Source organism: Yoonia sp. SDW83-1 (assembly GCF_046762885.1).
Classification (GTDB): Bacteria; Pseudomonadota; Alphaproteobacteria; order Rhodobacterales; family Rhodobacteraceae; genus Yoonia.
The window spans coordinates 232,389-253,888 of sequence record NZ_JBKQXO010000003.1 but is presented as its reverse complement, the minus strand read 5'-3'; the positions used below and the strand labels follow the sequence as shown (position 1 = coordinate 253,888).

General features: G+C 59.5%; 20 protein-coding genes and 1 pseudogene. 13 read left to right on the top strand and 8 right to left on the bottom strand.

All coding sequences use genetic code 11. The features are described from left to right. Positions 1-140: 140 nt before the first annotated feature. From ACFWW4_RS05445 to ccmI, 3 genes are read right to left on the bottom strand one after another with little or no spacing between them, the layout of a single operon-like run. The gene (locus ACFWW4_RS05445) at positions 141-383 is read right to left on the bottom strand and encodes a DUF1289 domain-containing protein (RefSeq protein WP_393926456.1); all 243 of its coding nucleotides are present in this window, start codon (positions 381-383) and stop codon (positions 141-143) included. Beyond that, positions 380-856: a Holliday junction resolvase RuvX gene (gene ruvX, locus ACFWW4_RS05440; protein WP_411889919.1), complete on the bottom strand. Its 477-nt coding sequence runs from the start codon at positions 854-856 to the stop codon at positions 380-382. Before ruvX ends, ACFWW4_RS05445 begins: the two co-directional genes overlap by 4 nt. Further along, complete coding sequence (ccmI, locus tag ACFWW4_RS05435) at positions 853-2,049, bottom strand: c-type cytochrome biogenesis protein CcmI (RefSeq protein WP_411889918.1); 1,197 nt, start codon at positions 2,047-2,049, stop codon at positions 853-855. The genes ruvX and ccmI overlap by 4 nt, the downstream gene beginning before the upstream one ends. A gap of 194 nt (positions 2,050-2,243) precedes the next feature. Here ccmI and ACFWW4_RS05430 point away from each other — a divergent pair, with 194 nt between their 5' ends. Next, positions 2,244-3,488, top strand: coding sequence for a sarcosine oxidase subunit beta family protein (locus ACFWW4_RS05430; RefSeq protein WP_411889917.1), 1,245 nt, complete (start codon positions 2,244-2,246; stop codon positions 3,486-3,488). Between the two features lie 56 nt (positions 3,489-3,544). On the opposite strand, the gene ACFWW4_RS05425 is transcribed toward ACFWW4_RS05430, so the two are convergent. After that, positions 3,545-3,703, bottom strand: coding sequence for a hypothetical protein (locus ACFWW4_RS05425; RefSeq protein ID WP_393926449.1), 159 nt, complete (start codon positions 3,701-3,703; stop codon positions 3,545-3,547). 167 nt (positions 3,704-3,870) lie between these two features. On the opposite strand from ACFWW4_RS05425, the gene ACFWW4_RS05420 reads away from it, so the two are divergent. From ACFWW4_RS05420 to ACFWW4_RS05405, 4 genes are all read left to right on the top strand, one after another. Next, positions 3,871-4,083: a hypothetical protein gene (locus ACFWW4_RS05420; protein ID WP_411889916.1), complete on the top strand. Its 213-nt coding sequence runs from the start codon at positions 3,871-3,873 to the stop codon at positions 4,081-4,083. A 93-nt stretch (positions 4,084-4,176) separates the two neighbouring features. Further along, positions 4,177-4,506, top strand: coding sequence for a sarcosine oxidase subunit delta (locus tag ACFWW4_RS05415; protein WP_411889915.1), 330 nt, complete (start codon positions 4,177-4,179; stop codon positions 4,504-4,506). After that, positions 4,503-7,514, top strand: coding sequence for a sarcosine oxidase subunit alpha family protein (locus tag ACFWW4_RS05410; protein ID WP_411889914.1), 3,012 nt, complete (start codon positions 4,503-4,505; stop codon positions 7,512-7,514). The genes ACFWW4_RS05415 and ACFWW4_RS05410 overlap by 4 nt, the downstream gene beginning before the upstream one ends. After that, on the top strand, positions 7,507-8,079 hold the full coding sequence (locus ACFWW4_RS05405; protein WP_411889913.1) for a sarcosine oxidase subunit gamma: 573 nt from the start codon (positions 7,507-7,509) through the stop codon (positions 8,077-8,079). Before ACFWW4_RS05410 ends, ACFWW4_RS05405 begins: the two co-directional genes overlap by 8 nt. Positions 8,080-8,214: 135 nt before the next feature. Here the strand turns inward: ACFWW4_RS05405 and ACFWW4_RS05400 are convergent. Continuing rightward, a pseudogene (locus ACFWW4_RS05400) lies at positions 8,215-8,421 on the bottom strand (nuclear transport factor 2 family protein); the annotation flags it as partial. A 126-nt stretch (positions 8,422-8,547) separates the two neighbouring features. Here ACFWW4_RS05400 and ACFWW4_RS05395 point away from each other — a divergent pair. The 4 genes from ACFWW4_RS05395 to ACFWW4_RS05380 all read left to right on the top strand — a co-directional run bounded on the left by ACFWW4_RS05395 (position 8,548) and on the right by ACFWW4_RS05380 (position 10,942). Continuing rightward, on the top strand, positions 8,548-9,147 hold the full coding sequence (locus ACFWW4_RS05395; protein WP_411889912.1) for a superoxide dismutase: 600 nt from the start codon (positions 8,548-8,550) through the stop codon (positions 9,145-9,147). Positions 9,148-9,240: 93 nt separating this feature from the next. Beyond that, the gene (locus tag ACFWW4_RS05390; RefSeq protein ID WP_411889911.1) at positions 9,241-9,459 is read left to right on the top strand and encodes a hypothetical protein; all 219 of its coding nucleotides are present in this window, start codon (positions 9,241-9,243) and stop codon (positions 9,457-9,459) included. Then, positions 9,452-9,901, top strand: coding sequence for a host attachment family protein (locus tag ACFWW4_RS05385; RefSeq protein WP_411889910.1), 450 nt, complete (start codon positions 9,452-9,454; stop codon positions 9,899-9,901). The genes ACFWW4_RS05390 and ACFWW4_RS05385 overlap by 8 nt, the downstream gene beginning before the upstream one ends. A gap of 69 nt (positions 9,902-9,970) precedes the next feature. Then, the gene (locus tag ACFWW4_RS05380) at positions 9,971-10,942 is read left to right on the top strand and encodes a threonine/serine dehydratase (protein ID WP_411889909.1); all 972 of its coding nucleotides are present in this window, start codon (positions 9,971-9,973) and stop codon (positions 10,940-10,942) included. Here the strand turns inward: ACFWW4_RS05380 and ACFWW4_RS05375 are convergent. Further along, the gene (locus ACFWW4_RS05375; RefSeq protein WP_411889908.1) at positions 10,937-11,482 is read right to left on the bottom strand and encodes a TIGR00730 family Rossman fold protein; all 546 of its coding nucleotides are present in this window, start codon (positions 11,480-11,482) and stop codon (positions 10,937-10,939) included. The genes ACFWW4_RS05380 and ACFWW4_RS05375 overlap by 6 nt on opposite strands. Before the next feature lie 114 nt (positions 11,483-11,596). Here ACFWW4_RS05375 and ACFWW4_RS05370 point away from each other — a divergent pair, with 114 nt between their 5' ends. The 4 genes from ACFWW4_RS05370 (at position 11,597) to ACFWW4_RS05355 (ending at position 16,543) form a co-directional block, all read left to right on the top strand. Beyond that, positions 11,597-12,778 (top strand): LysM peptidoglycan-binding domain-containing protein, encoded by a 1,182-nt coding sequence (locus tag ACFWW4_RS05370; protein WP_411889907.1) that lies wholly within the window; start codon positions 11,597-11,599, stop codon positions 12,776-12,778. Positions 12,779-12,845: 67 nt separating this feature from the next. Beyond that, the gene (locus tag ACFWW4_RS05365) at positions 12,846-14,666 is read left to right on the top strand and encodes an ABCB family ABC transporter ATP-binding protein/permease (RefSeq protein ID WP_411889906.1); all 1,821 of its coding nucleotides are present in this window, start codon (positions 12,846-12,848) and stop codon (positions 14,664-14,666) included. Between the two features lie 7 nt (positions 14,667-14,673). Then, entirely contained in the window at positions 14,674-15,273 is a 600-nt protein-coding gene (locus ACFWW4_RS05360) for an exopolysaccharide biosynthesis protein (RefSeq protein WP_393926427.1), read from the top strand. Positions 15,274-15,346: 73 nt separating this feature from the next. After that, a complete protein-coding gene (locus ACFWW4_RS05355) occupies positions 15,347-16,543 on the top strand; it encodes a multidrug effflux MFS transporter (protein WP_411890004.1) in 1,197 nt (398 codons plus the stop codon). A gap of 1 nt (position 16,544) precedes the next feature. On the opposite strand, the gene ACFWW4_RS05350 is transcribed toward ACFWW4_RS05355, so the two are convergent. Continuing rightward, complete coding sequence (locus ACFWW4_RS05350; protein ID WP_411889905.1) at positions 16,545-20,231, bottom strand: efflux RND transporter permease subunit; 3,687 nt, start codon at positions 20,229-20,231, stop codon at positions 16,545-16,547. Further along, positions 20,228-21,475 carry an efflux RND transporter periplasmic adaptor subunit gene (locus ACFWW4_RS05345; protein ID WP_411889904.1) on the bottom strand — a complete coding sequence of 416 codons (1,248 nt, stop codon included), beginning with the start codon at positions 21,473-21,475 and terminating at the stop codon, positions 20,228-20,230. Before ACFWW4_RS05345 ends, ACFWW4_RS05350 begins: the two co-directional genes overlap by 4 nt. Between the last annotated feature and the right edge of the window lie 25 nt (positions 21,476-21,500).

Here is a 21,500-nt window from a genome sequence, read left to right as displayed (position 1 = left end):
TATCTGTCGTCATCATGACGACTTGCGGTGGTCTTTCCCAGACGATCAATAAGCGCTGAGCGCTGCATTGCCTATGGATGGCCGAAAGCGCCGTTCAAACTGAGTTGGTGATGCGTGTCGGTGCGACCCGCGCCGCGCGGCTATTTCAGCCGTGCCGCGCGTCCGCCGCGCCGCTTGGTGATCTTGCCCGCCCGACCCGGCAGTTCGGCCATGACCGCCTGTCGCGCCTCTGGCGTCATCCGTGACCATGCGCCGATTTCATCAATGCTGCGCAGGCAGCCGGTGCATAGTCGGCTTTCCGGATGAACCACGCAAACCTTGATGCAAGGGCTTTCAATCTCGGCGCGTGCCCAGATGTGATCTGTGTTTTCTGGTTTTGTCACAATGTGCCCTTCATATGCGCCAGACGGTCCAGCATGCCTTGTAGGATATACCCTGCCGCCACATGATCAATGACCTCTCCGCGACGTTTTCGCGACGTATCCGCCTCAAGCAGGGCGCGTTCGGCGGCCACGGTCGACAAACGTTCATCCCAAAAGGTGATGGGCAGTGGCGTCAGTTTCTCCAGATTGCGGGCAAAGGCCCGGGTCGCCTGGCAGCGCGGCCCTTCGGACCCATCCATATTCATCGGCAATCCCAGCACCAATCCTTTGATCAACCGGGCCGTTGTCAATTCCAGCAGGGCGGCCGCATCCAGCCCAAATTTCTTGCGTTTGATGGTGGTCAGCGGCGTTGCAATCGACCGCATGCCGTCAGACACGGCCACGCCGATGGTGATGGTCCCCAGATCGAGCCCAGCGATCGCCCCGGAATCAGGAAGCTGTGCCGCAAAATCCTCGGCCGTGTCGCAGATCATTCCAGCACGCCCGCATCGCGCGCGGCATTGGTCAGTATTTCCATGCCGCGCATACTGCTGACAAAGACCTGCTGGGCTTCGTTCCAGACTGTGCGGGCGGCGTCCTGATCACCCAGTACGCCATAGGCCCGGATCAACCGTGCCCAATCTTCTGCCGGGCCGCCCTCGGTCGCCAGCCTGTTGGCAAGGCCAGCCACCATGCCCCCGATCATGGCCGCGCGGTCTTCGGGCGACATCTCGGATGCGGCATCCATGTCTTCAAAGGACGGGCCCCGTTCCTCTGGCAGCGCATATTCGACGCCTGCGCGAAATGCTGCATCCTCGATCTGGGCGCGGGCAGAGGCCACGTGAAACTGCCGGGCATCGCCGTTTTCCACGATCTCGCGCCAGATACGGTAAGCGAAATCAGGGCGATCCGTCTGGTTGTAAAGCGCGCCCAGATAATAGCGGGCCGCGATATTACCCTCGTCGCGGCCCAGCATATCGCGGATGAGCACCTCGGCCTCTGGCGACACAAACCCACCGGCAGCGACAACCATCAGGTCCAGCAAACGGCGGCTGTCATCCAGTGTGGCATCCGCGCCTTTCAACTCAATCACCTTGCGCTGTGCGACTGCCGCGTCCGCGTAGTTGCGCAATTCCGCCTCGTGAAACGCCAGCAACTCCCAGGCTTGCAGGTCATCGGGGCGGGTTGGGGCAATAACGCGAAGTTGTTCGATGGCCGTCAGATAGTCCTCTGGTGCGTCCAAGGGGGGCGGGGCCGGGGCGGCAGCCTCTAACGCGGCCTGCGCGGGGCGGTTGGCCCGCATTTCTGCACTTGCCTCCAGCCGGGCCTGCAAAGGCAAATCCCCGTAACCGGGGACGCCCAGCTGCAAGTAAATCCCAAAGCTCAGGCCTGCGACGATAACGGCTAAAATCAGGGAAAGCGCACGGGCAGGGCGGGCCTTGCCGGTAGGGGCGACCGCCGCCTTGTTGGCGGCCAGCAACCGGCGGGCCACTTCGGTGCGGGCGCGTTCAGCCTCATCGGCGGCAAGCAGGTCGCGGGCGACGTCGCGATCAATCTCGTCCAACTGGGCGCGATAGATGGCGATATCGGGATTATCCTCAGACAGCCTTGTCTGCCGCAACAGGGGGCCGACCACAATCGTGGCAACCCCAAGGGTCAGAACAGCACAGACAAGCCAGAAAATCATGAGGGTCCCGAAGTGAAGCGTCAAAGTGACATAACCATGCGGGGGTGGTGTGAAAACCCCCTGCGACGCAATAGCGTTTTCATCCCGCTAGTCCATGTCGTAAAACGAGGGGCAGACGCCGCTGGCAGTATCCACGTTCCCGGCCTATGGGTTCAAAAACGGGGCAGCCGGCCAGACCATTCAGGGATTCGCGCATGAAACGTTATTCCGCCTTTGCCATCGCCCGCGAGGCGCTGCGCCACCACACCGGGTGGGAACGGACCTGGGCCAAGCGCGAACCGAAGAAGAAATACGATGTGATCATCGTGGGCGCTGGCGGGCATGGGCTGGCAACAGCCCATTATCTGGGTAAGAATTTCGGGATCACCAATGTGGCGATCCTTGAAAAGGGTTGGCTGGGCGGGGGCAACACAGGCCGGAACACCACCATTATCCGCTCCAACTATCTGCAGGACCCCTCGGCGGCGATCTATGAGAAGTCCCGTAGCCTGTACGAGACCCTCAGCCAGGACCTGAATTACAACATCATGTTCAGTCCGCGCGGGGTGATCATGCTGGCCCAGACCCAGCACGAGGTGCGCGGCTACCAGCGCACCGCGCAGGCGAACGCGTTGCAAGGGGTCAAGACCGAATGGATCGGCCCGGATCGCGTCAAGGAGCTGTGCCCGATCATGAATATCGACGGGCCGCGTTATCCCGTCCTTGGCGGGCTTTGGCAGGAACGGGGCGGGACCGCCCGCCATGATGCGGTGGCTTGGGGTTATGCCCGTGCCTGCTCCGATATGGGCATGGATGTGATCCAACAGTGTGAGGTGACCGCCGTCCGGCAGGAGGGCGGCAAGATCGTGGGCGTGGATACGTCCAAAGGGCCGATTGATTGCGACAAGCTGGGGATGGTGGTTGCGGGCCATTCCGGGGTTCTGGCCAGGATGGCCGGTTTCCGGCTACCGATCGAAAGCGTAGCCTTGCAGGCGTTGGTGTCAGAGCCGATCAAACCTTGTATGGATGTAGTGGTGATGGCCAATACCGTGCATGGCTACATGTCCCAATCCGACAAGGGCGAGATGGTGATCGGTGGTGGTACAGACGGCTATAACAACTACACCCAGCGCGGGTCGTTTCATCATATCGAGGAAACTGTGCGTGCTCTGGTCGAGACGTTCCCAATGATTTCCCGGCTCAAGATGCTGCGGCAATGGGGCGGGATCGTTGATGTGACCGGCGACCGGTCCCCGATCCTGTCGAAAACCCCGGTTCAGGGTGTGTTCGTCAATTGCGGCTGGGGCACTGGCGGGTTCAAGGCGATCCCCGGATCAGGCTGGGCGATGGCCGAGCTGATGGCTAAGGGTGAGTCGCCGCTGACGGACGAATTCAGCATGTTCCGGTTCCGGGAAGGAAAATTCATCGACGAAAGCGTGGCCGCCGGGGTGGCGCATTGATGGCACCCCAATCGGCAGAGATTTCTGGTTTGGCGCTTTGGCGGCCTGAATGGACCTCAGTCCTTGGCGTCCCGACCCATGGGATCGTCATAGCGGGGATGGTCAAAGTGATCGAATTCATCGTCACTCATAACATCACCACGTGCCCATTCGATCATCATAAAGATGATGGCGGTCGACAGGATACCCCCTGCGATGATCAACAACAGTTCCATGGCCCCAAAATAACAATGCATTTTGTGAAATCGACCCCGGCAAAGGTTAGCCCATGGCAATCGGCGGATTTGGCCATGAATGGCCGAAATGAACGGGGGAATTCCGCCCATGTTTCTATTTTTGGCATATGTGTCTTTATGGGATCACCAGAAATGGAGGATCCACCATGGTTGACTACACACAATCGAAGACCAGCAGCACAGGCGGCATCGGTTTCATCGTTGCCGCAGTCATTGTCGTGCTGGTCCTGCTTTATGCGCTTTTTGCGGGCGGTTCTGTCGAAACGACAACCGATCCGGCTGCAGTTGGCGCGACTGAGACAGCACCTGTGCTTGAAGAAGCTGCACCGGTTGCACCTGCCGTTCCCGGCACAGAATAAAGCCACTCACTTTGGCCACTCAGAAGGCGGGCGCAGCAATGCGTCCGCCTTTGTCGTGCGCGGTGGAAATACCCCCAGAACAAAGGTCTGCCCATGCTGATCCTGCATTGCCCCTATTGCGGCGTCGACGCGGATGAAACCGATCTGTACGCCGGAGGCGAGGCGCATCTGAAGCGCCACGGCCCCGGATCATCGGACGCGCAGTTCGAGGATTATCTGTTCATGCGTGAAAACCCCAAGGGTGTGCATTTCGAACGCTGGCGGCATGTTTACGGCTGCGGCAAGTGGTTTCTGGCGGCCCGCTGCACCAATACGCTTGAGGTGTTCGGCACCTACAGCGCCCAGACCACCGAACCGCCGCAGGATATCAAGGATGCCATCAGCGCCAAACGGCCCGGTTGGACCTGGGGGAATTATTCATGAGTACCCGTCTGGCAGATCAGGGCCGTTTGGTGAACAAAAACAAGGCCGTATCGTTTACATTTAATGGCAAGCACTTGCAGGGGTTTGAAGGTGATACGCTCGCTTCGGCCTTGCTGGCCAATGACCAGATGCTGGTTGGCCGGTCGTTCAAGTATCATCGACCTCGCGGCGTTGTGGCCAGCGGGGCCGAAGAACCCAACGGTCTGGTCAACATGGGCAAGGGCGGCACGTTCGAGCCGAACCAGCGCATCACCACGACCGAATTGTTCGACGGGCTGACCGCTACGTCGCAAAACCACTGGCCCAGCCTGGAATTCGATGTCGGCGCGATTAATACGGCACTGTCCCGGTTCCTGCCGGCAGGGTTCTATTACAAGATGTTCATGTATCCGCGCCCGTTTTGGAAACATGTCTACGAGCCGTTCATTCGCCAGTCCGCCGGGCTAGGCAAGGCCCCCAAGGACCGCGATGCGGATACCTATGAGCATTTCAACGTGCATGTTGATGTTCTGGTGGTGGGTGGCGGTATTGCCGGGCTTGCCGCAGCGCAGGCGGCAGGTGAACGCGGTGCCCGTGTTCTGTTGGTTGAACAGACCGCCCATTGGGGTGGTCGGGCCGCTGTGGACAGCCCCGAGATTGATGGCCAGCCTGCGGCGGAATGGATCAAATTCACCGTCCAAGCCCTTGAAGAGATGGAAAATGTTGATATCCGTGCCCGTTGCATGGGGGCGGGGGTGTATGACCATGGTTATGCGCTGGCCTATGAGCGGCTGACCGATCATGCCCCCGACATGGACGGACCGCGCCACCGGTTGTGGCGCATCCGGGCGAAACAGATCGTGACCGCGACCGGGGCGATTGAGCGTCCTTTGTCGTTCGCCGGTAATGATATTCCCGGTGTTCTTCTGGCCTCTGCCGTGCGCGATTATGTGGTGAATTACGGGGTGTCGATTGGTGACCGGACCGTGGTTGTCACCAATAATGATGATGCCTATCGCACGGCGATCATGCTCAAGCAGGCGGGGCTGGATGTACCTGCCGTGGTCGATGCCCGTGCGCAGGCCGCTGGTCCGCTGATCGATCAGGCCCGCGAACTGGGTATTCGTGTGGAACTCGGTAAGGGGATCGCCTCGGTCAAGGGTGGCAAGCGCGTGACCGGTGTCGGTATCTGTACGCAGGCCGGTGAAGGTGCGGTGCTGGAAGAAATCGCGTGCGATTGCGTCGCGATGTCCGGTGGCTGGTCTCCCGTTGTGCATCTGTTGTCCCATTGCGGGGGCAAGCTGATCTGGGACGCAGATCAGGTGATGTTCCGCCCTGATCCCGAACGTGCGCCGACCGGTGAAAAGGGGCAGCCGTTTGTTGCGACTGCCGGTATCGCCAATGGGCATCTGTTCACGGCCGAGGTTGTGGGTGATGGCTGGGCCGCCGGGCGGGCCGCGGCCAAGGCGGCAGGTCATATGAAGAAGGGAGGACAGGCCCCGCTGGGTCACGACCTAGAAGAAGGGCCGATTTCGCCGGTCTGGCTGATGCCGCAAGGGGCTGGTCAGGCACTGCGGGCCAAGGCATGGCTGGATTTTCAGAACGATGTGAAGGTGTCCGACGTTCAACTGGCCGCGCAGGAAGGGTTCGAGAGCGTCGAACATGCCAAGCGCTATACCACGCTGGGCATGGCGACCGATCAGGGCAAGTTGAGCAATATCAACGGTTTGGCGGTACTGTCCAAATCGCTGAACGCTGATATCCCGGATGTAGGCACGACGACATTCCGCCCGCCCTATACGCCGATTTCGATGGGGGCGATTGCGGGTGCCGCACGTGGTCCGATCTTTCAGCCAGTGCGCAAGACGCCGATGTCGGATTGGCACAACACTAACGGGGCGGATAATGAACCAGTTGGACAGTGGCGCAGGCCTTATGCATATCTGCGCCCGGGCGAAAGTGTGGAAGAGGCGGTCAATCGCGAGGTGAAGAATACCCGCGAAAACCTTGGCCTGTTGGATGCGTCGACCCTTGGCAAGCTGATCGTGAAGGGGCCGGATGCGGGCAAGTTCCTCGACATGATGTATACCAACGTGATGTCCACGCTGCCCGTTGGCAAATGCCGCTATGGTCTGATGTGTTCCGAAAACGGGTTCTTGATGGATGACGGTGTCGTGGTGCGCATGGCCGAGGATACGTGGCTTTGCCACACCACCACCGGCGGGGCAGAGCGTATCCACGCCCATATGGAAGACTGGCTGCAATGCGAATGGTGGGACTGGAAGGTCTATGTCGCCAATGTGACCGAGCAATACGCGCAGATCGCGGTTGTGGGCCCGAATGCCCGCAAGGTGCTGCGCAAGCTGGAGGGCATGGATGTATCGGCCGAGGCGCTGCCGTTCATGCAATGGGCCGAAGGCAAGATCGGGGATTTCGACGCGCGGGTCTTCCGCATCTCGTTCTCGGGCGAGCTGAGTTATGAGATCGCCGTGCCAGCCGGGCAAGGGCAGGCGTTCTGGGATGCGCTGATGGCCGCGGGCGAAGAATTTGGCGTGATGCCCTATGGCACCGAATGCCTGCATATCCTGCGCGCCGAGAAGGGGTTCATCATGATCGGGGACGAGACCGATGGCACCGTCATCCCGCAGGATCTGAACCTTGAATGGGCGCTGTCGAAGAAGAAAGAGGATTATCTGGGCAAGCGCGCCCATGAACGCAGCCATATGGCCGATCCGAACCGCTGGAAACTGGTGGGGCTTGAGACGGTTGATGGCTCTGTCCTGCCTGACGGGGCCTATGCAATTGCTGACGGCACCAACGAGAACGGGCAGAAGAACACGCAAGGGCGCGTGACCTCGACCTATTATTCAGCCAACCTCGACCGCGGTATCGCCATGGGGCTGGTCCGCAATGGTCCGGATCGCATGGGCGAGGTGATCGCGTTCAACAAGGTCGATGGCACGACCATCGCCGCCAAGATCGTTGATCCGGTGTTTTACGACAAGGACGGGGAGAAGCAGAATGTCTGATGCTGTCAGCGCATTGCAGGGCAAACTGGCCCCCGGCGAAGTAACGGTCCGCGAGGCCGGGTTGCGCGGTATGATCACCCTGCGAGGCGATCTGTCGGATAAGGGGCTGCGGTCGGTCTGCAAATCCCTGACAGGAGTGGGCTTTCCTGAACAAGGCAAAGCAAATGTCGATGGTGAAAAGGGCCTGTGCTGGATGTCACCCGACGAAATGCTGTTGCTTATGCCTTATGGAGAGGTTGGCGATGCGGTGGTTGCCATCGATAAGGCGTTGAAAGGCAAACACTATCTGGCGGAAAACGTATCGGATGCCCGCGGGTTGATCCATGTCGAAGGTGCGTTCGCCCGCGAGGTGATGGCCAAGCTGGCGCCGGTCGATCTGCACCCCGACACGTTCGGGCCGGGTGATTTCCGGCGCACGCGGCTGGGGCAGGTGGCTGCCGCCTTCTGGATGCGGGATGAGGATACATTCGCGGTGATCTGTTTCCGGTCGGTGGCCGATTATGCGTTTGATCTGCTGACGGAAAGCGCGAAGGCGGGGGCAGTCGGACACTTTGTCGGACGTTGATGACCTAATCTGACACCGTGACCCATTGTGCGCGCCACGCGGGGCCGGATAATCGTCTGGCCAGTATTCGCGCTGATGGGTGATCAATCCGTCCTTTACCGTGTGAAACGTGATCGCCCGGGTGTTGATGGTGCCATCAGTGATCGCCACATCAGTGACCACGGTGTCACCTTCGGCCACGATGGCCTGTACATCAAACTGCCAGCGCCCGGCCGCCGGGTAGGCGGTGTTGATGGCGGCAAAGTCATTTCGACCTTTGATTTGTTCTTTCGATTGCGGCCAGAATCCTTGGAAATCCGGAGCCAGCCACAGACTTGCCGCCGCAAAATCATTTGTTGCCATAGCATCCCAGAATGCGCTGACAACGTCTTTTGGTGTCATCTGTTTAGCTCCTTGCTGGCCTTGACCTTAGGTCGCATTGTGACATGTATCACTTCATCCCGTCCTTAACTCAGAAAGATATGAGAAATGGCTTTTGAACTTCCCGATCTTCCCTATGCCCATGACGCGCTTGCCAGCAAAGGCATGTCCAAGGAAACGCTCGAATATCACCACGATCTGCACCACAACGCCTATGTGACCAATGGCAACAAGGCGATTGAAGGCACCGAGTGGGAGGGCAAATCTCTTGAAGAGATTATTGTCGGCACCTATGACAAGAACGCCGTCGCCCAGAACGGTATCTTCAACAATATCAGCCAGTTGTGGAACCATAATCAGTTCTGGGAAATGATGGGCCCCGGCGATTACGGCATGCCTGGTGAACTGGAAAAAGCGATCACCGAAAGCTTTGGTTCGGTCGACAAGTTCAAGGAAGATTTCAGCGCCGCCGGTGCCGGGCAATTCGGGTCCGGCTGGGCCTGGCTGGTCAAGGACAGCGATGGCAGCCTGAAGGTCACCAAGACCGAAAACGGCGTGAACCCGGTCTGCTTTGGCCAGACCGCCCTGCTGGGCTGCGATGTGTGGGAACATTCCTATTACATCGATTTCCGCAACAAGCGGCCTGCCTACCTGACCAACTTCCTTGATAATCTGGTGAACTGGGAAAACGTCGCATCCCGTATGTGACCTAGACGCCAATGTGTGATAAGGTCCGTCGCAGGGTGCGGCGGGCCTTTTTTTGTTGGGAACGGAACGCCGGTTTGCAGGTTCATATCTTGAATGAAAAACAAAACGGAGGGCGACCCGATGACAGACCGCGAACGTTCCAAAAATGCCAGCAAGGAAACCGAACAGGTGATTGACGCCGAAGGTGCCAACACGCGCGTGCCCGGTGCCCACGGCAAGAGTGCGGATTTCCACAATGGCGCCACCGGTGCCAGCATGGTTCGGGGCGATCACAAGGATATCGCGCCGACCGAAGGCACCGATGATGACTAAGCTGAAGGCAAAGACCTGGGTTCTGGTCGCCGATGGTGAAAAGGCGCTTTTCCTCGAAAACGAAACCGACCACGAAAATCCTCATCTGACTGTTGTGCGCAAAAAAGAGCAGGACAATCCGTCGGATTATGAACAATCCGCCAATCGCCCCGGCCGCATGAATGATGGCGGACCCGGCCACAAATCCGCGCTGGATGACACCGATTGGCACGAATTGGCCAAAGATCGGTTTGCGTCGGATCTGGCCGATCTGCTGTATGGACATGCCCACAAAGGCAATTTTGACGAAATCATTCTGGTTGCTGCCCCGTCGGTCCTGGGCGAGTTGCGCAGCCAGTTGCATCAGGAGGTCAGTGACAAGGTGACCGCCGAAATTCCCAAGACGCTGACCAACCATCCGCTGGATGAGATCGAGAAGATCGTGAAGGCCAGCCTGACCTGATTCATCCGTGGTGGACAAAGCACAAGGCCCGTGGGACATCTCGCGGGCCTTTTGTTGTGGAGAATGGACATGGTCGGGCCGACACTGACGGAGATTTCTGCCGCTGCCGCAGCACTTGAGGATGCCATTGTCCGAACACCCGTCCTGCCGCTGTCTGCCAGCCGGTGGGAACGGATCTTGCCTGATTGCGCCAGTGTCACTCTGAAACTGGAATTGTTCCAGCAAACCGGGTCATTCAAGGCGCGGGGTGCGTTGCTGGGTATCCGCAACCTGACCGACGATCAGCGCGCTGCAGGTGTTGTTGCGGCAAGTGGCGGGAACCATGCTTTGGCCGTGTCATGGGCGGCGCGACAGGTTGGAGTCGACGCGCTGATCACCATGCCCCGCGCGACCGACCCGGAACGGATTGCAGGATGCGAGGCGCTGGGCGCGACAGTGCAGCTTTACGATGACATGGCTGGTGCCTTTACGGCGATGAATGCAGCGGCGGAAGGTGGCCGGATCATGATGCACCCGTTTGAGGCCGCGCATATGATCCTGGGAGCGGCAACTTGTGGTCAGGAATATCAATCACAAACACCAGATATAGAAACGTTCGTTATTCCCGTTGGCGGTGGCGGTCTGATCAGCGGCATGGCGTGCGCCATCAAGCAAACGAACCCCATCGCACAGGTGATCGGCGTGGAGCCGTTTGGCGCGGACAGTATGTATCGCAGCCTTGAGGCGGGCATGCCTTTACGGTTGGAGCAGGTCGATACGATTGCCGACAGTCTGGGCTCGCCCTTGGCCATGCCGATGAGCTTTGGGATCGCAAAGGCGCATGTAGATCGCGTGGTGCGTATTAAAGATAGCGAGATGCAGCATGCCATGGCGCATTATCAGACCAATCTGCGGATCACCGCGGAACCGGCCTGTGCCGCGTCTCTGGCGGCGATCCTTGGCCCGCTGCGGGATGATCTGGCCGGGCGGCATGTTGGGATTATTGCATGTGGTTCGAACATTTCGCTCGCGCGCTATGCGGCGTTGATGGAAGCGTTATAGAACCTCTGTCAGTTTTGCCTCGAGCGCCACGACATCGGGCACGGTTGTCACGAAAGACAGAATGTCATCACCGGCAAAACCGCTGCGCACCACGTGATCCAACAAGTTCTTCAGCGGGTCCCAGAACCCATCGATATTCAGCAAAATAATGGGCTTGGCATGCAGCCCCAATTGCCGCCATGTCAGCGCCTCGAAAAACTCATCCAGTGATCCGGCCCCGCCGGGCAGCACCACAACCGAATCGGCGTTCATGAACATGACTTTCTTGCGTTCGTGCATCGTCTCGGTCACGACAAAACTGTCCAGATCGCGTTTGCCCACTTCCCAATCAAGCAGATGGGTGGGGATGACCCCAAAGGTTGCGCCGCCCTTGGCCTGCACCGCATTGGCGACCCGGCCCATCAGACCAACATCCCCCGCGCCGTAGACCAGCCGCCAGTTGTTACGGGCCAGCATATGGCCCGCCGCTTCTGCCGCAGCGGCATAGCTTGGATTATTGCCATCGCGCGAACCGCAGTAAACACATACAGATTTGATCATCGGGGCACCTTTCACGACGCGCTTGGCTTTGACCGGTCATAGCGGGGTTGCTATGCTGCCTCAACCGGATGTGTTGGGCATCGAAGCATCGCGGTTTATTGAAGGGGGCGGGCCTTGGCTGAGGAAACGAAATCGACTGCGGGGCGCATCGCCCTGGGGGCATTGGCGGCAGTCGTGATCGCTGTTGCCGTATTGGTTTTTCTGCCGCAAGAGCAGCCCGGGGAGAGCGTGACACAGGCTACTCCCGCACCTGCGGTCGACATCACGCCGTCGGATGCGACTGAAACGGCTGAGGCGCCTGCACCGCCGCCGCCCGCGCCGATGTTCGACACCTTTCGGGTCGAACCCGACGGCAGCATGGTCGTCGCGGGTCGGGCTGAGCCGGGGCAGGTGGTCGACATCATATTGTCAGGCGAGGCGATTGAACGGGTCACAGCCGATGCCTCTGGCAGTTTTGTCGCGTTGCCCCAAGCCGGCCCATCCGATCAGCCGCGGACCCTGACCTTGCTGGCTGATCCTGATGGTGCGGCCATCAGCTCCGAAACCAGCTATATCGTGGCCCCCATCGCCGGACCCGAGGTGCTGGTTGCCGATGCGCCGACGGCACCAGAGGCACCCGGGACGGAAACACCCGCCACAATCGCAGCCGCAGAGGATGATGCGGTGAATGGCACGCCAGAGCCGGGATCGCTTGAGGCAACGGTTGCTGATCGGGTCACAACCGCCGCAGCATTACCACCAACTGTCCTGCAAGCTGATGCAGACGGCATCAAGGTGGTGCAGGCCGCCCCAAGCGCTGCTGCCCCGGTTGTGCAATCCAATGTGGCACTGGATGCCATCACCTATGACCCATCAGGCGAGGTGCAATTGTCAGGTCGGGCAATCGGCGACGGGGCCGTGCAGGTCTATCTGGACAATCAGCCGGTTACCGCCTCACCCGTCACCGAAGGTGGCGACTGGCAGATCGGCCTGCCTGATGTGGATACTGGCGTTTATACCCTGCGGATCGACGAAGTGGATAGCGAGGGCGAGGTCGTGTCGCGCATCGAAACCCCGTTCAAGCGCGAAGAGGCTGAAGAGGTCGCTGCCGTGCTTGCCGAAGAGACTTCGCGCGACGGGTTTGATGTGGCCGTTCGGACAGTACAGCCCGGTTCTACTCTTTGGGCCATTGCCGAGGAAAATCTGGGTGCGGGCATATTCTATGTCGAGGTGTTCGAGGCCAACGCCGATCTGATCAAGGATCCTGACCTGATCTATCCCGGCCAGATCTTTCGCATTCCGGAAATGACGCAATAGCGGCGCAAGGGCTGGTCATCCGCCGGGCGGCACCCTAGGTAAAAGGGCTGTTACCCCGGAGTACCTGATGCGTCGCCTTCCCAAAACCGCCACAAATCTCGACAATGCCAAGGTGCAGGGCTGGGCAGTTATTCGGCGCGTTGTGCCGTATCTGTGGCCGGACGGGCAGGGATGGGTCAAGCGCCGGGTCATACTGGCATTGATGGTGCTTTTGCTGTCCAAGGTCATCGCGGTGGGCACGCCGATTTTCTACAAGCATGCGGTTGATGCGCTGGCCCCCGAAGGCGCCGATGCGGCCACGATCCTTGGGCTGGGCGCGGTGGGTCTGACCCTGGCCTATGGTCTGGCTCGTTTGATGACCGTGGGCTTTCAGCAATTGCGCGATGTGGTGTTCACGCGGGTTGGCCAACGCGCGTTGCGGATGCTGGCGCTTGAAACGTTCACCCATATTCACCGCCTGTCCATGCGCTATCACATCACGCGGAAAACCGGCGGGTTGAGCCGGGTGATCGAGCGGGGGGTGAAGGGTGTCGATTTCCTGTTGCGGTTCCTGCTCTTCAGCATGGGGCCGCTGGTGCTGGAACTGCTGATGATCTCGGCCGTTTTGTTTTTCCTGTTTGATGTCTGGTACCTGGCGGTCGTTGTTCTGACCATTGCCCTTTATGTCTGGTTTACGTTTCGGGTGACCGAATGGCGGGTCAAGATCCGCAAGGAAATGAATGATCAGGACACCGACGCCAACCAGAAGGCCATCGACAGCCTGCTGAATTTCGAAACGGTCAAGTATTTCGGGGCCGAACGGTGGGAGGCGGATCGTTACGACGCCGCCATGGCGCAATATGAAAACGCCGCGATCCGCACCAATTATTCGCTGGCATTCCTGAATTTCGGGCAATCACTGCTGATTACCGGGGGCCTTGTCGCGGTCATGGTCATGGCGGCGATGGGGGTGCAGCGCGGTGATCTGACTGTGGGTGATTTCGTGATGGTCAACGCCTATATGATCCAGATCACGATGCCGCTGAATTTCCTTGGCACGGTCTATCGCGAAATCCGCCAGGCCCTGATCGACATGGGCGATATGTTTGATCTGCTGGGCCAACCGGCAGAGGTGCAGGACAAACCGGACGCCAAGCCCCTGCAGGTGAATGGTGGCCGGGTTGTGCTGCGTGATGTGTCGTTTGGTTATGATGCGGCGCGTCCGATCCTGAAAGGCATCAATCTGGAGGTCACGCCGGGCCAAACGGTGGCTATCGTGGGTTCGTCAGGGTCCGGCAAATCCACCATCGGGCGGCTGTTGTTCCGGTTCTATGACGTCAATGGCGGTGCCTTGTTGATTGACGGGCAGGATGTGCGCGATGTGACGCAAGACAGCCTGCATGCCCAGATCGGGGTGGTCCCGCAGGACACGGTGCTGTTCAATGATACGGTGCATTACAACATCGCCTATGGCCGACCGGGCGCGTCAGAGGATGACATTGTCGCCGCCGCCAAGGCCGCAAAGATCCATGAATTCATCATCAGCCTGCCTGACGGGTATCAGACCACGGTCGGCGAACGCGGGCTGAAACTGTCGGGTGGTGAAAAGCAGCGGGTGGGCATCGCCCGTACCTTGCTGAAAAATCCGCCGATCCTGCTGTTGGATGAGGCGACGAGTGCCCTCGACACAGAAACAGAGATGGAAATTCAGGCTGAATTGAAGGCGATGGGCGAGGGGCGGACTGTGATCACCATCGCCCACCGACTTTCGACCATCGCCGATGCTGACCGGATCGTCGTGCTGGAAAACGGCGTGATCGTCGAAGAGGGCAAGCATGATGATCTGCTGGCACAGGAAGGGCGCTATGCCAATCTGTGGAACCGGCAGTCGGATGAGGAAGCCGCCTGAGTCAGCCATGCCACAGGATCAGCCCGTCACCGCCATTGTGGACACGATTGAGACCGCCGTCGCGGACGGGCCGGTTGCCGCGCGCGACCTGATGGCGGCGTTTGGCCATGCGGCGCTTGCGCCGACACTGGCCGTCCCGGCGCTGCTGATCGTATCACCGCTAAGTGCGATCCCTTTGTTTTCGTCCTTTTGCGGGCTTGCCATCTTTCTGATCGCAATTCAGGGCGCTTTTGGCCGATCACATCCGTGGTTGCCCGGCTTTTTGCAGGACAGGACCGTGGCGGCAGAGCGGATCAGCAGGGCGGTGGCCGTTCTGCGGCGATTGGCGGGTTGGCTGGATTGGGCGACGCGGCAACGTCTATCATTTCTTGTCAGACGTCCGATGACCCAACTACTTTATCTGATCTGTGCAGCCGGTGCCGCCTTGATTCCCGCGCTGGAACTCGTGCCCATGTCATCGACCACCATAGGGGCCGGCGTGTTGCTGATTGCTATCGGAATTTTGGCGCGCGACGGTGTTTTTGCGGTACTGGGCCTTTGCTTTCTGGGACTGGCGGCAATTCTGCCGTGGCTGGTGGTATCTCGCTTGGCCGGTGCCCTTGGGTAAACTCACCAATTGTCATCGCAGATAACCGGCGATAGGTTCCACGCATATAACTCCCGAGGTTTCAGATATGTCTATGCTGCGCGCTGCCCTTATTCTGGGGCTACTCTCTGCTGTTGGTCCCTTTGCGATTGATATGTATCTACCGGCCATGCCTGCAATTGCGGCCGGCCTGCAGGCGGATGTCGCCGCGGTTCAACTGACGCTGATCTCGTATTTTGTGGCGTTCGGGATCGCGCAACTGGTCTATGGGCCGTGGGCCGATCAGGTGGGGCGCAAGCGGCCGCTTTATGTCGGCCTCGCGATCTTTGTGGTGGCGTCGATTGGCTGCGCCATGGCGCCGACGATTGGTGCGCTGATCGGGTTTCGGGCGTTGCAGGGCATTGGTGGCGCGGTTCTGATGGTGGTGCCGCGTGCGGTGATCCGGGATATGCATACCGGGACCGCCGCAACCAAGCTGATGGCGATGGTGATGCTGGTCATTTCTGTTTCGCCGATGCTGGCGCCGCTGGCGGGTAGTGGTTTGATCGCGATTGGCGACTGGCGGCTGATCTTCTGGGTCTTGTGTCTGGCCGCAGGGCTCAGCCTGCTTTTGACCGCTTTTGCACTTCCCGAGACGCTGGATGTGTCCAATCGCATCCCGGTGAACATCGCCAATCTTTGGCGCGGTACCAAGGTACTGATGCGCGATCCGGTTTTCATGGGGCTGACATTTATCGGCGGTTTCGGCTTTGCCAGTTTCATGGTGTTTATTGCCAGTGCGTCTTTTGTCTATACCGGGCAATTCGGGCTCAGCCCGACGGGTTTCAGCGTTGCCTTTGCGATCAATGCCATCGGGTTTTTTGCCGCCTCGCAAATGGCGGGGCCGCTGGGTGAAAGACTCGGCATTCTGCCCGTCATTCGCTGGGCCGTGATCGGGTTTGCCGGTTTCTCGCTCGGCCTGCTGATGATCGGGCTGGCGGGGTTTGCCAGTCTGCCCGTCATTGTGGCGGGGCTGTTCATGGCGAATGCCTGCCTGGGACTGATCATACCCACGACCATGGTCATGGCGCTGGATCCGCATGGCGATATTGCAGGGCTTGCATCGTCGCTGGGCGGGACGTTGCAGATGGTTACTGGCGGGATGATGGTGGTGATCACCGGGCTGTTCTTTGACGGGACAGCGGTGCCGATGATCGGGGCGATTGCCCTTTGTGCGGTGCCGGCGCTGGTCCTTGCGCTGCGCACGCTGGCGATCATGAACCGCGCCGGTGAAGGCGCGGTCCAGACCTAGGTCATTCTGCCGCTTGCAAAGGTGTGGTCAGTTTCAGCGGCGGCAATTGTTCATCCTCGTTCCAGATGAACTCCGGCATCTTCACGCGGCTGGCCTGCTTGGACAGGGCCCAGTCACGGGCGGCGCGGCTGCTGCGGCCCATTGACAGTTTGGCCAGCAGCTGTGCGAACCACTGCGCATAGGTCACAACCCAGACACGCACCGCCAGCATGGATGGCGTGAAGACCAGCGTTAGAACCGTGGCGATACCAAGGCCAAAGACGACTGCAGTCGCCAGTTGTTTCCACCAGAGCGCTGTCGGGCTGTCGATGGAGTAACCCCCATTCATGAAGTCGAGCGATAGACCAAACATCATCGGGGCCAGACCGGCCATTGTGGTGATCGTGGTCAGCAGCACGGGACGGATACGATCCTCCGCGGTCCGCGTAATCGCCTCGGTCCTTGGCATGTATTGGCTGTATTCCTGATAGGTGTCGATCAGGATGATGTTGTTGTTCACCACGATCCCGGCAAGCGCGACGATCCCTGTGCCGGTCATGATGATCGAAAATGGTTGCCCCATCACCAGCATGCCCACCAGCGACCCGGCGGTGGACATCACGACTGCCAGCAGCACCAGAACGGAGTTATAGAAGCTGTTGAATTGGGCCAGCAGGATGATGAACATCAGACCCAGCGCGCCCGCAAAGGCGGTTTGCAGAAAGGCGCCCGACTCGGCCTGATCCTCCTGGTCACCGGTCCATTCCCATTCAATTGAGCCTGGCAGCGGGTTGGTTTCCAGCCACTCCGTCAGGGCCTCGATCCGTTCGTTGGCGTTGACGGGCACCTCGGATGTGGATCCTTCGGCGACCAAAGCCTCCAAAGCGGCAGCGGTGGTGTCGCCCTCCAGGTTGACGATTTCGTACCGATCAATACCGGTCGCCAGATCATCCACCAGTCGCACTACCGCCAGTGTTTCATCGTTCGCAACAAGTTTGAACAGATTGCCGCCCACATCGGCCTTCACATCGAAATAGCGTTTCTGGTCCACACGATCGATCTGCGCAAGCTTTTCAACCGGCGTCCGTGTGGTGAAGTTCGACAACGGGATTAGCCCGGAATTTGTGCGTACCCGCAGACTGTCCAGCGTCGACAGGACACGGTCCTGTTCCGGCAGACGCACGCGAATTTCGATCTCTTCGTCAGAGCTATCCACGCGCATCGTGTCCAGCAGGATGCCGCGCGTCACAAGCTGTACCATCGCCCCGACCGAAGCGACATCGGCGCCGAACCGCCCTGCCTTTTCGACATCGACGTCGATCTGCCAGTCGATACCGGGCAGAGGCAGCGAATCCTCAATCGTGATCAGACCGGGGGTCGCTTCAAACTGGGCACGCGCGGTGGTGGTGGCTGCAATCAGCTCTTCCCAGTTGTCGCTTTTCAGGCGCAGATGAACAGGTTTGCCCGAAGCAGGACCACGGGCTTGCGCGAGAATCTCTGTCTCAATCCCGGGTATTGTGTTCAACGCGGTCTGGATTTCCTCAAGCACAACATCGCCGTCCAGTTCGGCGATCCCGGCGCGGTCTTCCCACGGTATCGTTTCCAGTTGCACCTGACCGATGGTGTCAACGGGCGTGCTGGCGCCGCTGGCATCAGTATTCAGCCCGCCATCACCGGCGAAGGAAAACGCTGTGATCACGCCGGGGTGGGCCAGTACGATCTCTTCAGCCTGGCGGACCAGTTCATCCTTTTCGGTCAATGACAGGTTGCCGCGCGCGCGGACATAAACAATGGCCTGCTCGGGCTCTGATTCCACGAAAAACTCAACGCCGTTATTGTTGGCGCCATAATAGCCAAAGATCGAAAAGACCGTGAAAACCACGCCGCCCGCCGCAACCAGCGGCATGACCGGGTTGCCCACAATCGCATGCATGAACGTGCCGAAAATCGACCGGCGATAGCCCGCCTTGATCTTGGTCGCCTTACGCTCCAACCGGGCGGCACCGACCGTGATTGACAAAATGATGGCGCCAGCCAGGAACAAGGTCATACCCGGCAGCGATGACCAGAGGCTATCGGTCTGCACGGCGCGGCCTGACAAATAGCCGGGGTTCAGGGTCAGCATCGCGCCGGTGAAGACGATCATGATCGCGGGGATCACCAGAAGCGCGCAGACAAACCAGGGCAGCCGATCGCGTAGCGCGTCAGAGGCGTTGCCGAACAGCCGGCTCATCCGGCCGGTGACGCCACCCATCACGGGCAGATAGATCAGGGCCACGACCAGCGACGCACAAAGCACGAAGATGAGAGTGACAGGAAGCATGCCCATGAACTGACCCGGCACGCCGGGCCAGAACAGCATGGGCAGGAAGGCACAAAGGGTTGTGGCCGTGGACGAAATGATCGGCCAGAACATGCGCTTGGCGGCCTCAACATATGCGTGCATCGGGCCGGTGCCTTCGCGAATGCGCTTGTCGGCGTATTCGACGACCACGATGGCGCCATCAACCAGCATCCCCACCGCAAGGATCAGCCCGAACATCACGATGTTCGAGATCGTGATGCCCATCACTGCCAGCAAGGCAAAGCACAACAGAAACGATGTCGGAATGGCAAAACCCACCAATAGGGCAGGGCGGGTCCCGAGTGCCGCCAGAACGACGATCATCACCAATGCGATGGCCGTCAGAACTGACCCTTCCAATTGACTGACCATGGAGGCCACGTTGCGGGACTGGTCATTTGATGTGCCGACCTCGACAGCCGCCTGCAATTCAGGCGACCAGTTGGCGCGCTCCGCGTCAACCACCTCTTTCACCAGCGCGGTCGTGTCGATCAGGTTGAACCCCTTGCGCTTGACCACCTGCAACGCCACCGTATTGACGCCGTTAAAGCGGGCCGTGCCAGCGCGGTCTTCAAACGTCAGCCGGATGGTGGCCAGATCGCCAAGTGTGATGACCCTGTCGCCATTGGTTTTGACAGGCAGGTTGTAGATATCCTGAGCCTCGTCAAAGGATGACGGAATCTTGACGGCAAATGTACCCTGATCGGTTTCGACCTCGCCCGCCGCAATCAGCAGGTTGTTGTTTGTTACAACATTGATCAACTCACCGGCGGTAACGTCATAGGCTTCCAGCCGCAGCGGGTCGATGACGACCTCGAGCATTTCATCCCGCGTCCCCGCAAGACCCGCTTCAAGCACCGCATCAAGGCCCTCGATACGCTCTTGCAGGTCCTTGGCGATGCGGATCAGTGTACGTTCAGGCACCTGACCGGTCAGGTTCACGATGATGATCGGGAATTCGGAAAAGTTGATCTCGTTAATCGAATATTGATCGGCACCGGCGGGAAACTGCGCCTCTGCGTTGTTCATGGCGGAACGGATATCAGCCAGGATCTTGGTCTTGTCCCAGCCGAATTCGAACTCCAGCGCCACGCCTGCGTAGCCTTCGGCGGCGGTGGCGGACATTGTTTTCAGCCCATCCAGATCGGACAGCTCCGTTTCCATCGGCTTGACCAGCAATGTCTCGCTGTCTTCCGCCGAAATGCCGGGGAAGGGGACAGAAACAAAGATCGCCGGAATTTCAATATCGGGCTCGCCCTCTTTCGGCAGGCCGACATAGGCGAACCCGCCCGCCAAGAGTGACAGGGCTATAAACGCCAAAACCATACGGGCGCGTGATGCGGCCCAATCGACGAGTCCAGTCATCCTTTTGCCTCCGCAAATGTCGGCGCCACGCGGACACCGTCCGTGACGAACTCCTGACCGACGGTGATGACATCGACCTCATCCGGCAGGTCAGTCACCCAGACACCTTCGGCGGTGTCACGCAGCAGCGTGACCGGCATGAAGGTCGCGATGTTATCTGCGTTAATAGTGCGTACACCCAAAACCCCGTCATCGTCCAATGTCAGGGTGGATTGCGCCAACAAATGGGCTGTGCGCCCCTCGGACGCGACCAAAATTTCAGCAGTTTGACCATCGCTGATCGTCATATCATCATTGGCGACCTCAACTTCCACTTGGAAGGTGCGGGTCGTTTCATCGGCACTGCGGGACAGGAAAGTCACCCGCCCCTGCACTTCAGCCCCGGATACAAGGCGGGCACCAGCCAACGCGCCAACGCTGATCTTGGACACATCCGCCTCGGGGACAAAGCCCACAAGCTTGATCGGGTTGAGCTGGATCACAGTCGCGCAAAGCGCGCCGGGCTGCATCAGCGAGCCCAATTCAGCCGTATCGGTTTCGAGAAGCCCCGCAAACGGCGCACGGATCGTCAGGCGGTCGATTTCGCGCTCGGCGGATTCCACTGCAGCCTCGGCCGCCTCGATCCCGGCTTCGGCCGATTTCACACCGGAATTGGCCCTTTGCACACCGGCCCTGGCACCGTCCATCGCGGCCTGCGCACTGACAAGGCGGGTTTCAGAGGCAAAGCCATCTTGTGACAGTTGCTGGGCAGCGTTCAGGTTGATTTCGGCCTCGCGGACACGGGCATTCGCCTCGGCGACCGACGCCTGCGCCTCTGGTACGCGCCCTTCGGCTTCTGTCAGGCGGGCGCGGGCTTCGGCCAGTGATGCCTGCCGCGCGCCGGGGTCAAGACGGCAAAGTTCATCGCCCTGCTCCACAAAGGTGCCTTTGCGCAATGGTTCAGACACCACAAGACCAGATGTTTCCGCGGCAACAGTAACCTGACGCGCCGCTTCGGTCCGGCCACGCAGAATAACGGCGCTGTCGATCGTTTGCGCAACCGAACGAATTGCGACCACGCCCACACCACCTGACACTGTCTCAGCAGGTGTTTCTTCTTCAGCAACTTCTGCCGTTTCGATGGGGGCTTCATCTCCTGCAAGTGGCGAGGTCTGCGCGAAGTCAGTGAGGCGGTCACGCTCGAAAACAAACAGATACAAAACGCCGCAAACGATAATGGCGGTGATGATCGAAATGATCTTCATGACGTAGCCCCTTGGATGACCGCAT

Coding starts and splice junctions, on each gene's coding strand:
- ruvX (WP_411889919.1), bottom strand. CDS start 856: ATGATCTGCGACACGGCCGAGGATTTTGCGGCACAGCTTCCTGATTCC.
- ccmI (WP_411889918.1), bottom strand. CDS start 2,049: ATGATTTTCTGGCTTGTCTGTGCTGTTCTGACCCTTGGGGTTGCCACG.
- ACFWW4_RS05430 (WP_411889917.1), top strand. CDS start 2,244: ATGAAACGTTATTCCGCCTTTGCCATCGCCCGCGAGGCGCTGCGCCAC.
- ACFWW4_RS05425 (WP_393926449.1), bottom strand. CDS start 3,703: ATGGAACTGTTGTTGATCATCGCAGGGGGTATCCTGTCGACCGCCATC.
- ACFWW4_RS05420 (WP_411889916.1), top strand. CDS start 3,871: ATGGTTGACTACACACAATCGAAGACCAGCAGCACAGGCGGCATCGGT.
- ACFWW4_RS05415 (WP_411889915.1), top strand. CDS start 4,177: ATGCTGATCCTGCATTGCCCCTATTGCGGCGTCGACGCGGATGAAACC.
- ACFWW4_RS05410 (WP_411889914.1), top strand. CDS start 4,503: ATGAGTACCCGTCTGGCAGATCAGGGCCGTTTGGTGAACAAAAACAAG.
- ACFWW4_RS05405 (WP_411889913.1), top strand. CDS start 7,507: ATGTCTGATGCTGTCAGCGCATTGCAGGGCAAACTGGCCCCCGGCGAA.
- ACFWW4_RS05395 (WP_411889912.1), top strand. CDS start 8,548: ATGGCTTTTGAACTTCCCGATCTTCCCTATGCCCATGACGCGCTTGCC.
- ACFWW4_RS05390 (WP_411889911.1), top strand. CDS start 9,241: ATGAAAAACAAAACGGAGGGCGACCCGATGACAGACCGCGAACGTTCC.
- ACFWW4_RS05385 (WP_411889910.1), top strand. CDS start 9,452: ATGACTAAGCTGAAGGCAAAGACCTGGGTTCTGGTCGCCGATGGTGAA.
- ACFWW4_RS05380 (WP_411889909.1), top strand. CDS start 9,971: ATGGTCGGGCCGACACTGACGGAGATTTCTGCCGCTGCCGCAGCACTT.
- ACFWW4_RS05375 (WP_411889908.1), bottom strand. CDS start 11,482: ATGATCAAATCTGTATGTGTTTACTGCGGTTCGCGCGATGGCAATAAT.
- ACFWW4_RS05365 (WP_411889906.1), top strand. CDS start 12,846: ATGCGTCGCCTTCCCAAAACCGCCACAAATCTCGACAATGCCAAGGTG.
- ACFWW4_RS05360 (WP_393926427.1), top strand. CDS start 14,674: ATGCCACAGGATCAGCCCGTCACCGCCATTGTGGACACGATTGAGACC.
- ACFWW4_RS05355 (WP_411890004.1), top strand. CDS start 15,347: ATGCTGCGCGCTGCCCTTATTCTGGGGCTACTCTCTGCTGTTGGTCCC.
- ACFWW4_RS05350 (WP_411889905.1), bottom strand. CDS start 20,231: ATGACTGGACTCGTCGATTGGGCCGCATCACGCGCCCGTATGGTTTTG.
- ACFWW4_RS05345 (WP_411889904.1), bottom strand. CDS start 21,475: ATGAAGATCATTTCGATCATCACCGCCATTATCGTTTGCGGCGTTTTG.